This is a genomic window from Candidatus Afararchaeum irisae, from assembly GCA_034190545.1.
Lineage (GTDB): Archaea > Halobacteriota > Halobacteria > Halobacteriales > Afararchaeaceae > Afararchaeum > Afararchaeum irisae.
Window position 1 is genome coordinate 1 of sequence record JAXIOF010000068.1, and the last position, 12,475, is coordinate 12,475.

12 protein-coding genes are annotated in these 12,475 nt (G+C 55.4%); 10 read left to right on the top strand and 2 right to left on the bottom strand.

Annotation, left to right across the window (positions count from 1 at the left end; translation table 11 throughout):
- The 4 genes from SV253_07925 to lrp form a co-directional block, all read left to right on the top strand.
- Window positions 1-391 (top strand): transposase (locus SV253_07925; GenBank protein ID MDY6775985.1); only part of this gene is annotated, 391 nt, incomplete at its 5' end.
- 187 nt (window positions 392-578) lie between these two features.
- Window positions 579-1,634: a BMP family ABC transporter substrate-binding protein gene (locus tag SV253_07930; GenBank protein ID MDY6775986.1), complete on the top strand. Its 1,056-nt coding sequence runs from the start codon at window positions 579-581 to the stop codon at window positions 1,632-1,634.
- A gap of 99 nt (window positions 1,635-1,733) precedes the next feature.
- Window positions 1,734-4,316 (top strand): PAS domain S-box protein, encoded by a 2,583-nt coding sequence (locus tag SV253_07935; GenBank protein MDY6775987.1) that lies wholly within the window; start codon window positions 1,734-1,736, stop codon window positions 4,314-4,316.
- Window positions 4,317-4,622: 306 nt separating this feature from the next.
- The gene (gene lrp, locus SV253_07940) at window positions 4,623-5,069 is read left to right on the top strand and encodes an HTH-type transcriptional regulator Lrp (protein ID MDY6775988.1); all 447 of its coding nucleotides are present in this window, start codon (window positions 4,623-4,625) and stop codon (window positions 5,067-5,069) included.
- Between the two features lie 56 nt (window positions 5,070-5,125).
- Here lrp and SV253_07945 read toward each other — a convergent pair whose 3' ends face one another.
- Together SV253_07945 and SV253_07950 are read right to left on the bottom strand one after the other, a co-directional pair.
- Complete coding sequence (locus SV253_07945) at window positions 5,126-5,548, bottom strand: TRAM domain-containing protein (protein MDY6775989.1); 423 nt, start codon at window positions 5,546-5,548, stop codon at window positions 5,126-5,128.
- A gap of 45 nt (window positions 5,549-5,593) precedes the next feature.
- Window positions 5,594-6,007: an EamA family transporter gene (locus SV253_07950; protein ID MDY6775990.1), complete on the bottom strand. Its 414-nt coding sequence runs from the start codon at window positions 6,005-6,007 to the stop codon at window positions 5,594-5,596.
- Window positions 6,008-6,123: 116 nt separating this feature from the next.
- Between SV253_07950 and SV253_07955 the strand changes: the two genes are divergently transcribed.
- The 6 genes from SV253_07955 to SV253_07980 all read left to right on the top strand — a co-directional run bounded on the left by SV253_07955 (window position 6,124) and on the right by SV253_07980 (window position 12,447).
- Window positions 6,124-6,543, top strand: a complete 420-nt coding sequence (locus tag SV253_07955; GenBank protein MDY6775991.1) for a hypothetical protein — start codon at window positions 6,124-6,126, stop codon at window positions 6,541-6,543.
- 54 nt (window positions 6,544-6,597) lie between these two features.
- Complete coding sequence (locus SV253_07960) at window positions 6,598-8,046, top strand: anthranilate synthase component I family protein (GenBank protein ID MDY6775992.1); 1,449 nt, start codon at window positions 6,598-6,600, stop codon at window positions 8,044-8,046.
- The gene (locus SV253_07965; GenBank protein ID MDY6775993.1) at window positions 8,043-8,588 is read left to right on the top strand and encodes an aminodeoxychorismate/anthranilate synthase component II; all 546 of its coding nucleotides are present in this window, start codon (window positions 8,043-8,045) and stop codon (window positions 8,586-8,588) included. Before SV253_07960 ends, SV253_07965 begins: the two co-directional genes overlap by 4 nt.
- A complete protein-coding gene (locus SV253_07970) occupies window positions 8,575-9,489 on the top strand; it encodes an aminotransferase class IV (GenBank protein ID MDY6775994.1) in 915 nt (304 codons plus the stop codon). The genes SV253_07965 and SV253_07970 overlap by 14 nt, the downstream gene beginning before the upstream one ends.
- Before the next feature lie 90 nt (window positions 9,490-9,579).
- Window positions 9,580-11,265, top strand: coding sequence for a type II/IV secretion system ATPase subunit (locus tag SV253_07975; GenBank protein MDY6775995.1), 1,686 nt, complete (start codon window positions 9,580-9,582; stop codon window positions 11,263-11,265).
- A gap of 204 nt (window positions 11,266-11,469) precedes the next feature.
- On the top strand, window positions 11,470-12,447 hold the full coding sequence (locus SV253_07980; GenBank protein MDY6775996.1) for a type II secretion system F family protein: 978 nt from the start codon (window positions 11,470-11,472) through the stop codon (window positions 12,445-12,447).
- Window positions 12,448-12,475: the final 28 nt, after the last annotated feature.

The following is a 12,475-nucleotide window of genomic DNA, read 5'->3' on the forward strand; positions in this document are numbered from 1 at the left end:
ATCGAACGCTTCTAAGTTCCAGCAGTGGGCGTTCAACAAGCTCCAAGAACTCACGAAGTACAAGGCTGAAGAGTACGGTATCCTCGTGGATGACGTGAAGCCACAATACACGTCACAACGGTGCAGCCATTCGGAGTGTGGGTTCACGCACGAGGATAACCGCGATGGTGACGAGTTCGAGTGCCTGAAGTGTGGAAAGGAACTCCACGCGGATTACAACGCCGCTCGGAACATCGGGTGGCGTCTTGTCCAGCACTGGCTCAAGTCTGGTGCTGGACGGGCGGACTGTCAGGTCGCCCTCAAGTCAGGGACACTGAACGCGAACGGCGAATATTCGCCTGCCACGTCTCGTGGCCAGAGCGGGAGTCCACTGACAAGCCCACCGCTTTAGCGGTGGGTACCTGACCTCGGGAGCTTTCCTCGGCAAAACCTACTTATAATTTACATACAGTAATTAGGAGATGGCATACCGTAGGAGTTATGTCAGCCACCCCAACTCAGTAACACAATGAAACTTACACGAAGGAAAGTTCTCAAGGGGCTAGGGGTAACCGGATCAGCCGGTCTTGGGGGCTGTCTTGAGAGCCGAGACGGTGGAACGCGGGACTCAGACGGCTCTGACCACAAAAAAAGGTCTTCAGAACACCGGGGACACACACGAGGGGACAGAGACCGTGAGGGCTGCCTTCGTCTACCACGACGCAGTCGGGGACTTCGGCTGGCAGTGGGCTCACGACCAGGCTAGACGTGCCGTCGAAGACGACTTCGACTGGGTGGAGACCGAGGTGTTTGAGAATGTCTCGCCCGAGGGATCAGAGCCGCGTTTCAGACAGTACGCCGAGCGAGGCTTTGATGTAATCTTCGGGACGTCCTGGGGCTACATGAACCCGATGTACGAGGTCGCACCCGACTATCCCGACGTGGCTTTCGAGCACTGTTCGGGGTACAGGCAGCGTGACAACCTCGGCTGTTACTTCGGACGTATGTACGAACCGAGATACCTCACAGGTGTCGCCGCAGGGCTCCTTACAGAGACCGACAGGCTCGGATACGTCGCTGCCTTTCCGATCTCCGAGGTCATAAGAGGAATAAATGGCTTCGCTCTCGGGGCGTCTTCAGTTAACGAAGACGTGACTGTGTCTGTGAGATACACTCAGACGTGGAACGACGCCGGGGTAGAGAGCAACACGGCTGAGAGGCTGATCGAAGAGGGGGTCGACGTGATGGCACAGCACCAGAACTTTCCCGCAGCCGCTGAGACAGCAGCCGAGGAAGGGATCTGGGCGACGGGTTACAACTCCGACATAGGTGATCTGATAGAGGAGAACTACGTTACATCGCCCGTCTGGAACTGGGAGGTCTTCTACGCAGACGCAGTCAACGAGATACGTGACGGTAGCTGGGAGTCGGACTTCTACTGGAAGGGGATCGAGTCGGGTATAGTGGGTCTCTCCGACTGGGGCTCCGGGGTACCCGACGAAGTCATAGAAAGGGTCGAGACGAAGAGAGGGGAAATACTCAACGGTGATCTGAGTATCTGGAGAGGCACACGTTTCGAGGAGTTCGACACGACCCAGCTCTTCCGAAACGTCGACAGCTATGTCGGCTCCGTCGAGGGGGAAGTACCACAGTAATTAACATGGTTAGAGTGATCAGAGTATGAGACACAGAAGTTCTCCGAGCCTGCTTGGGTCGTCTCTTAACCGAGAAGATACCGAGCTGCGGGGTGACAGATGACATCCGGGTCAGAGTCAGAGGACGTCTCGGACTCCGACGGTAGGTCGCGTCTCCGTAGGGGAGTAGCCGAGTTAGCCCCCGACGCGGTGAGACGGAACCTGACTCTGAAGCTACTCATACTCCTCCTCGTGGGATCGATGGTAACCGGCGGAGTAGTAGTAGTCTCGTACACTACGATCAACCAGAGTATAACCAACCAGGTCGAGGACAAGGTCGAGTCGGACACGACTACACAGGCGACCGTATACGCCAACTGGCTCACGGAACGCTGGAGCACTCTAAACGAGATGTCGAAGTCAGACGAGATCCAACACGAGTCGAGTGCCGTACTCCACCAGTGGCTCGTCGCGGAGAAGACCGGAGTCGAGTCGGACATAGACTCGCTCCACGTGACGAGTGTCGAGACGGGGGAGATACTCGGAAGCACCGACGTGGAGTACCACGGCACGAACCTCTACGACGCGGGTCTCAGAAAGACGACGACACAGAGTCTTATATTCATCTCTCAGAGACCCGTAGAACTCGGTCAGAGTTCGGGGAATATGACGCTGATAGGTACACGTTCGGGCGAGAGGTTCCTCGTAGCTGCGGTTCCGGTCAACACGACTCTCGTGAACTCACACGTCTTCGAGGGCTCAGAGAGTACACTCCGCTCGTTTAGGGGAGAACGCCTTATAGGAGAGACCTCGAAACAGACAGTCGAACTCCCCGAGACGGTCTCCGAAGGAACACGGGTGATACGTGACAGCCAGACTGACAAGGTCACCGGCGTGAGAGTCATCGCCCACGACGTACTCAACGCCGAGAGAGCCGACGGATACGACGAGAACACGACAGTCGGTACGGTCGTCGTCACACGCGCTCCCGAGGATGAGGTTTTCGCAGTCAGGAGCCAGATACTGACTTACCTCGTGATAACGTTCGGTCTGGGTCTCGTGCTTCTGATAGGAACCGCCGCGGTCTCGATGCGTTCGGTTACGAGGGACATAAACCGACTCTCGAACCGTGCACGCCGTATAAGCGAGGGTGACTTCGACGTCGACGTGACAAACAGCCGTCTCGACGAGATTGGAGCACTGTATGACTCAGTAGACGAGATGAGGGACTCACTCCAGAGACGTATACGTGAAGCAGAGAGACGGAAACACGAGACAGACGAAGCACGTGAGGAGTTACGCCATATAATCGACCTGGTGCCCGATCCGATCTTCGTAAAGAACTGCGACGGCGAGTACCTCCTGGTAAACCAGACACTCGCGGAGTACTACGGCTACTCCGATCCCGAGGAAGTCGAGGGAAGACACGACTTTGAGGTAGTTCCGTCGAGAGAGGAAGCCGAGACCTTCCGCCACGAGGACGAGAAGCTTCTCGACTCGGGGGAGCCACTACATATATCGGGCGATACCTTAACCACAGCCGACGGAGAGACCAAGAGAATAAACACGACCAAGATACCCTTCGAGACGGTGAGTGGAGGCGAAAGAGCCATCCTCGGATATGCGCGTGATGTCACTGAGATACAGAAACGTGAGGAGAAGTACCGTAGTCTCTTCGAGAACACGCGTGATGCCCTCATGCTCCTAGACCGCGACGGCTTCTTCGACTGTAACGAGACGACGGTCGATCTCTTCGGAGTCGGCTCGGTCGAGGAGTTCGTGGATTACGCGCCGTGGGAGCTTTCGCCCTCGACACAGCCCGACGGCTCCGACTCGAAACAAGCAGCACTCTCCTACGTCGAGAAGGCTTTCGAGGAAGGAGAGGCTTTCTTCGAGTGGACACACACGCGCGAGGACGGAACCGACTTCCCCGCCGAGGTCAAACTCAGCAGGTTCGAGTACGAGGGCGAGCCAGCGTTACACGCGCTCGTGAGGGACATCACCGAGAGGAAGGAGTACGAGAGGAGGATCAAGAATCAGAGGGACAACCTCGAAGTCCTCAACCAGATGGTACGTCACGACATACGTAACGACCTCCAGATAGTGAAGTCATACAGCAGTCTCCTCGTCGACATGTACGACGACGAAGGGGAGAAGGAGGAGTACCTCCGGACAGTTCTCGAAAACGCCGAGAGCGCGATAGAGCTCACGATGACGGCACGTGACATAGCCGACACGATGCTGTCAACCGAAGACGACCTTGAGGAGACGAGTCTGAGGGAAGTCCTCCTCTCGGAGATCGACGAGATAGAGTCGGCGTATACTGACGCGGAAGTAAGACACCAGAGTCTACCAGACGGGAGGGTGATGGCAAACAGCATGCTCGGATCGGTCTTCAGGAACCTACTCAAGAACGCCGTCGAGCACAACGACAAGGAGACTCCGGAGATCACCGTCTCGGCGACAGAGACACGTGACAGTCTGACCGTCCGAGTTGCCGACAACGGACCAGGTGTACCCGACGAGAAGAAGGACGAGATATTCGGCAAGGGTGAGAAGGGGCTCGAAAGCGAAGGTACGGGAATGGGTCTGTACCTCGTCCACAGTCTCGTAGACAGCTACGGAGGCGAGGTATGGGTCGAGGACAACGAACCCGAGGGTGCCGTCTTCGTGGTCGAGTTCCCCAAACCTTCCCATCAGTGACCCTCCTCAGTCGGACTGTCGGCTCGGCTCAACACCGTGCTGTGAGAGTATCTTCTCGAAGTCAGACTCTTCGACACGCGCTAACTCAGCACCCCTGGCGACGGATATACCGACTTTCTGGTAGGCGAGTAGGGTTTCGTCAATCTCGGTGGTCTGTGAGAAGAGACTCGGGAGAGATACCCAACCGTGTGATACAGCCCATCACGAAAAACAGCGGGAAACCGGATGTCACCGAGGGGTTATGTCAAATACTGCCTTATCTTTTCCAGAGGTTTTAAACATATAGGACGGGAGTCTTTATGTAGCATGACATATGAGAACCTCGATCTCAAAATAATAAACCTGCTTGAGGACGACGGACGGGCGAGCCTCAGGAGTCTCGCGGAGGAGCTCGACGTCTCTGTCACTACCGTGAGTAACCATCTTCAGAGCATGGAGGACGAAGGCGTCATAAAGGGATTCAAACCCGTCCTCAACTACGACGAGCTAGGCTACGGCGTCACAGCGACCGTGATGATAAAAGCCGAGGGTAACAGCATACTCGAACTCACTGAAGACCTCAAGGGGATAGACTCGTTCCTCAGCGTCTACGAGGTCACGGGGGAGTTCGACATAATAGCGGTGGGTAAGTTCGAAAGCACCGAAAGCATGAACGACACCATAAAGGGTCTGCTTGAGAACCCCAACATAGCAGAGACCAACACCAACGTAGTCTTGGAAAGTATAAAGGAAACTCAAGGAATAAAACAGTAACTCCAAAAAGCTTAAATTAACTAAGGGCTTAGACCCAGCCTCGGAACCGACCGGGGTCAGTAGCCCTGTTTTATGACCTCGCCCTTCGCGAATGTCTTCTTGACGTCGTCTATCCTTATCGTGACGGTGTCGTCGACATCCGTGTTAGGGACGAAGATGACGAAGTTGCCGTCGACCTTTGCGACACCGTCGCCGTCGTCTCCGAGACTCTCGATTGTGACCTCACGGATCTCGCCTTTCTCGACCGGAGGACTGTAGCTCTCTGATCCGTTGTCTTCTATCCCGGTTGTATCTCCTGTGGAGGACGTCTTCGGCTTCGGATTTGAGGGGCTCTCAAAGACACCGAACCTGTAGCTTCCCCTCTCTTCGATCTCTCCGAACTCTATCTCTGTCTTGGGAACTTCGATGACGTAAGAGCCATCGCGCTCTTCGACGCGTGAATTGAACAGACATAGTAGGTCTTCTGGAATCAATTTCATATCCTCAAGGTACAATTCCAATCTGTCCGACTTGTATCCACCGACTTAGACCGATGTGAGGTATACAGCTACGACTGCGAGACAGATGCCCAGGGTTTTTCTCACGGTGACGGGCTCGTTAAGAAAGACCATACCTACGACCGAACTCGTGACTATGAACATACCGAATATCGGAACCACGACGCTGATCTCACCCATCGAGAGCGCCCTGTAGTACGACAGTATTCCGACTGCGAGGAAGACTCCCGCGGCGTAGACGTATACCGAACGCGGCTGTGTGAGGTACGGACGTACAGACTTCCCCTCGAAGACGACGACACCGACGGTTATGACGACGAGTATAGAGTTCGAGATTAGGGCTGCGACGTCACTCGGTATCTCCTCGGTGGCTGTCTTCATGAGGATAGGAACCACCGTGTACGATCCGAGTGCTACGACTGCCCAGGCTACGTAGTTCATCCCTACGGTATAAGTCATGTCTCTGTCAGATACGTCTTCTGTCTGTGGCTGGTCGCCGACAGATATTTAAGAGGGGAGCCTCTACTGTGTGATGCGTTACCACACAGCAGATAAGAATGTTCAGATGTAACTGTCAGAACCCCGAGACTGAGGACAGACTCAGAGTCAATATCTCCGACGCGGGCGCAGGAACGAGAGTCACCGTCTACAGGAGCGGAGAGCCCGTCGACTCGGAGTCAGAGACTCCAGACGTAGACCACTCAGTTTCCGAAGCCTACTGCCCGAGGTGTGAGGAGACAGCCGAGTGGGTCGATCCTTCCGAGGAGATCTATCCCAACGACTTCGTTGTCTTCGAGTGGAAGGGCAGACAGAGACAGGGTGAGGTCTACCGTATAAAGGCTGAATCTGACAGGATAATCATACAGGAGTACACCGAAAGCGGCAAGCCCAAGAGCGGTGTCGTGAGAGGCGTTGAGAGGGACAAGGTCGAGCTACACTCCGAGGGACGTCCTCCCGTTAGTCAGGCTGACTCGTGACCTTTCCGATAACGTAACTGTTTTGATGCTTTCGGTCGCACAGAGAGTAGATGTGTGTGTGTCCGAAGAAGACTTGACCTGGATCTGTCTCTGTCTCCCGTCGAGGTATACGACGCCTTGGACGCCGACGTTATTCTCGAAGGAACCCAGAGAGGCTGGGAGACATCGTACGTCGGAGCCGATCCGTTCGAGAGCTTCCGTTATTCGAGATCGGGAGATAACCCGGGAGACAACGGTCTCGGGAAGCTCTCCGACTGGCTCGACAGCTTCGAGGAGAGGTTCGGGGCGACTCACGCAAGAGCCTTCGGCTACATAGGCTACGAGATCTCCGGGGAGATAGAGGACACTGTCGATGTCTCGACCTCCTCGGGGTCGGGATCAGTGTCAGAGTCGGAATCGGAGCCGGAGTACTGTCTTCCCGACATAGCCTTCGACATATACGGCACTGTCGTAGAGATAGACGACGAGGTGGTGATCTCGACGGTCGAGTACCCCGGAGAGTCGGTACCGCCTGAGAGACGCGCTGAGGAAGCTAAGGAGGCTCTTCTTGACTATGACGGCTTCAGACGTGTCGGATCAGATGAGTTAGATATCACTGAAATAGAGTCGAACTTCACCGAGGAAGATTACAGGAAAGCAGTCACGGATGTCAAGGAGTACATACGTGAGGGCGACACGTTCCAGTCTAACATATCACAACGTCTGAGTTTCTCTACAGACGCCGATCCTCTGAGTCTCTACGCCGAGCTTAGACGGAGTGACCCGGCTCACTACATGGGTCTTCTGAGCTACGGAGAGTACGCAGTCGTCTCGTCGAGTCCCGAGCTTCTCGTGAGAAAGAGAGGTGACAGTATAAGTACCCGTCCGATAGCCGGGACACGTCCGCGCGGCGACAGCTCCGAGGAGGACGAGAGACTTGAGAGACAGCTCAGAGACAGCAGTAAGGAGATAGCCGAACACTCGATACTCGTCGACCTCGCACGTAACGACCTCGGAAAGGTCTCGGAGTACGGCACCGTAGAGGTCGACCCCTTCGCGGAGGTCGAGAAGTACTCCGAGGTTCAGCATCTCGAATCCGTCGTAAATGGGAGGAAACGTGACGACGCCGACCTCGTCGACGTGATAGAGGCTGTCTTTCCGGGAGGAACAGTCACAGGCGCGCCCAAGCCACGTACCCTCTCGGTAATAGACGAGGCAGAGCCCAACGAGAGAGGTCCATACACGGGCTCCATGGGGGTCATAAAGCCCGACGGCGACATGACACTCAACATACTCATCAGAACCGTCTTCAAGGACGGCGACGAGCATTATCTACACGTCGGCGGTGGTGTAGTCCACGACTCTGACCCGAAGGCCGAGTACGACGAGACGCTTCAGAAGGCGGAGGGAAGCCTGAAGGCACTCGGGCTGTCTAAGACTCAGACTGAGACTCAAACTCAAACCGAGGGGTCTGAGGAGAAGACCGAGACAGAGACTGAGACACAGACGGGGCTGAGACAGTGATAGCGATACTCGACAACTACGACTCTTTCGTCCACAACATAGAACAGTACGTCGGCGAGTTCACCCAGGTCGAGGTGGGAAGATACGGCTCGCCGCCGCATGAAGCCGACGGGATTATATTCTCCCCTGGACCCGGGACACCCGACGAGTTCGGCGTCATGGCTGACATACTACGTGAGACGGAGGTTCCCGTCTTAGGCGTCTGTCTCGGACACCAGTCGATAGCCGACTTCTTCGGCGGCAGGATAGGATACGCCGACGAGGTCGTCCACGGAAAACAGTCGGAGATACACCACGACGGCGAAGGAGTATTCGAGGATCTCCCGACACCTATGGAGGTCGGAAGGTACCACTCGCTCGTAGTCGAAGAAGTCCCCGAGGAAGTCGTAGTCACCGCCGAGGGTGCGGGGGAGGTGATGGGAATACGACACAAGGAGCGTCCTCTCTACGGCGTCCAGTTCCACCCCGAGAGCATACTCACTCCCGAGGGAAAGAGTCTGGTAAGAAACTTCGTGAGGATAGTCGAGAATGAGCGGGAGTAGAGACGACGTCTCGGAATCGGATGAGACCTACGTCATAGTCGACGAGGAGCCCGGGAGTGAGAGACGTAAGAAGCCCGAGCCAGTCAGAGCCGAGGAGGCGTCGGTCTCGCCCCTCGACAGAGGATTCCTGTACGGTGACGCAGTCTTCGAGACGTTACGGTGTTACGGATCGAGTCCCGCGTTTCTCAGCAGACACATCCACCGTCTTAACTCGGCTCTCGACGAAGTCGGAATCCCCGCGTCATTCACTGAAGATGACCTCGAATCACGTATACGGCGGCTTCTCGGTAGGATACACGACGACGCAGGCTACGAGACTGACACATACGTCCGCGTCTCTGTCACTAGGGGCGAGAGACGCGGGCTCCTATCCCCCACCGAGACGTCTCCGACACTCGTCGCCGTAGCCAAGGCGTTAGACGGCTCTAGGAGGTATCCGCCCGCAGACATCGAGGTAGTCGAAGAGACGAGACCTGTGAGTAGCTTGGGAAGTCTCAAGACACATAACTACCTGCCGAATATACTCGCGAAGTCGGAGACTGAGACTGACGAGGCTCTGATGCTCGACGGTTCGGGATGTGTAGCCTCGGGCGCGGTCTCGAACGTCTTCTTCTTCGACTCCGACGGCGTCCTCGTGACCCCCGGGACACGTATACGTAAAGGTGTCACGCGTGAGGTCGTCTTGGAGACAGCCGGGAGTCTCGGGATCGAGGTCAGAGAGAAGAATCCGAGACGTGACGCAGTCGACGAATATGTCTCGGGCTTCCTCACTAACTCGACCTGGGGCGTGCGGCGTATATCGAGCATCGACGGGGAGTCGCTCGAAGTCATCGGGGCTCTGGAGGATCTCAGGGACGAGTACATCGAGCGGGCGACTTCGTGCGGTTCTGTTTTTGATTGAGATGAATAACTGAAATATGTCAGGGCACTGACCGTTTCGCCCTAAAAGATTTAACCCTCCTACTCTAGATTACCTCAGGTGGATCTATAAGTGTCTCAAAATGATGAGGGTGCTGTAGGTACTTACGTCGAAGCTCAGGCGATAGAAGAAGCCGTAGAGCCCGAGGAGGAGACTCCCCCTGACCCGAAGGTCATAGACGAGGTCTTGGAGTACTTCGACTCAGCGGCTGACGACGAACTCGCGTTCGGAGTCCCTTCGGAGAAGTTCGTGAGAGAGAGTCTCTTCAACTTCAGCTACCTCGACGAGTACGACGAGAGACAGCTGAGGTACTGGGTCAACAAGCCCTATGCTTACATAGAGATACTCTACGACGACGAGGAGGAGGAAAACGTCTACCAAGCCGTCGAGCCCGCACTCGATGACTTCGAGAAGTACGTCAGCGAGGATCTCATAAGGATGCTTCGCGACGTACTCATGTACGTCGAACTTGGAGACGAGAAAAACAGGCACGACAGGTTCAAGGAGATCTCGGAGGAGATAATAAGAGAGTACAGCGGCGACCTCTCCGAGGGTTCCCTCTACAAGATCTACTACTATCTCAGACGCCATTTCGTCGACTACGGCAAGATAGATCCTCTGATGCGTGACAGACAGATAGAGGACATATCATGTGACGGCGTCGGTATACCCATCTACATCTACCACAGGGAGTACAGGGATCTCAAGACGAACGTCGTCTTCGACACCGACACGAGTCTCAACGAGTTCGTGACTAGAATGGCACAGAGGACGGGGAAACATATCTCGGTCTCGAACCCACTCGTCGACACGAGCCTTCCCGACGGATCACGTGTCCAGCTGACCCTTGGAACCGACATAAGCACACGTGGCTCCAACTTCACTGTCCGCCATTTCGCCGAGGTTCCGATCACCCCCGTCGACCTCATACACTGGAACACCTTCTCGGTAGAGGAGATGGCGTACTTCTGGCTCGCGATAGAGAACAACAAGTCGCTGATATTTGCGGGAGGAACCGCGAGCGGAAAGACGACGAGCATGAACGCCGTCTCTTTCTTCATACCTCCGAGATCGAAGGTCGTGACTATAGAGGACACACGTGAGATAACCCTCCCCCACGAGAACTGGGTCGCGAGCATGACGCGTGAGACGTTCACGGGAGAGGAACGCGGTAACGTCGACATGTACGACCTTCTCCAGACCGCCCTGAGACAGAGACCCGAGTACCTACTCGTGGGTGAGATAAGAGCACAGCATGACGTCGCTCTCACCTTCTTCCAGGCTATGTCTACGGGACATACCTCCTACACTACTTTCCACGCCGACTCGATAGACACCGTCATACACCGTCTCGAAGGTGAGCCCCTCAACGTCCCGAGACAGATGGTCGAGGCTCTCGACATAGTCTCGATACAGAAACAGATATACACAGAGGGAAGACGTGTCCGTAGGACGAGTGAGGTAGTCGAGGTTCTCGAAGTCGGAGGCGGAAGTATGAGTACCCAGACACTGTTCGAGTGGGATCCCTCGACCGACACACAACGGAAGATCTCGGAGTCGTCGGTTCTTGAGGAGATACGTGAGTCACACGGCTGGTCTGGGGAAGACCTCAGAAACGAGCTTCGTAACAGGGAGAAGGTTCTGGAGTACATGCTCGAAAACGGCATAAGGGACTACAGAAGGGTAGCGAGGATAATCTCGAAGTACTGGAAGAACTCCGGGAGAGTCATGTCTAAGATAGAGAACGGAGAGCTATAGAATGACCCTGATAGACGACATAGTAAGTCTGTCCGACTCTGTCGGAGACGCGGCTTCGGATCTGAAGAGTGAACTGAGAAGCCTGCGTCTCAGTCTGAAGGAGTCGGTTCCGTTCTACGACAGACCTACGGGGTCATACGTAACAGCTTCAAGAACAGTGAACGCGACTACGATAGCCTCAGGAGGTCGCTCAACCAGGCGAGGATGGGTGTTCCCTACGACGTCTACCTCGCCAGACTCACAGTCCTCTCGGTCGGAATGGGACTACTCGGTGCTGTCTTCGGCTCCGTCCTCAGCCTCTCGCTCGCGAGACTAGGTGTGCTCCAGAGCCTGAGTCTCAACATAACGTTACCCCCGGGAGTCGCCTCGTTCATAAACGCCTACGACGTATACCTCCAGGGCTTGGTCATAACAGCCACGACTACGCTTGTAGGCATACTCGGAACGGCTGGAGGTCTCTACTACCTCCCGAAGTACAGAGCGAGGAAGAGGGGGATAGAGATCGACATAACACTCCCCCACGCCATCGTCTTCATGTATGCCCTGTCTCACGGCGGAACCAGCGTCGTGAACGCTATGAAGGAGCTCTCCGAGGCTGACGACGCCTACGGTGAGGTCGCCAAGGAGTTCGACATGGTCGTGAGGGAGACCGAGGAGTTCGGATCCAACCTCACGACTGCGGTACAGAACGTCAACAGCATTACTCCGAGTGACAACATGAGGACGTTCCTGGACGACCTCGTGGGTGTCATGGAGGCAGGAGGAAACATGACCGAGTTCCTCCGGGGTTCGTCGGAGAGGTATCTCAGGAGAGCCGAGGACGAACAGGAGGACTTCCTCGAAACACTCTCGGTGATAAGCGAGATATACGCCACCGTCTTCATAGCCGCTCCCCTTCTCTTCATAATAATACTCCTCGTCCTGAGCCTGATAGGAGGTTCCACACTCCGTGTAGTCTTCGCAATGGTCTATATCGGAATACCGATAGGAGTCGTGATGTTCGCTGTTCTACTCGACATGCTGAACGTGACATTCGAGGGAAGCACCCAGCTAAAGCTCTCGGAGGATGAGGTCGAGGTTCCCGAGAGCCTCAAGGGCGACCCGCGTTACAAGAAGTACTCGCGTCGCAAGTCAGCAAACAGCCTAAAGGAGTTTCTCATACTCATGGACATAAGTACGTGAAGACATCTGGAACTTCGATTCGATCGAG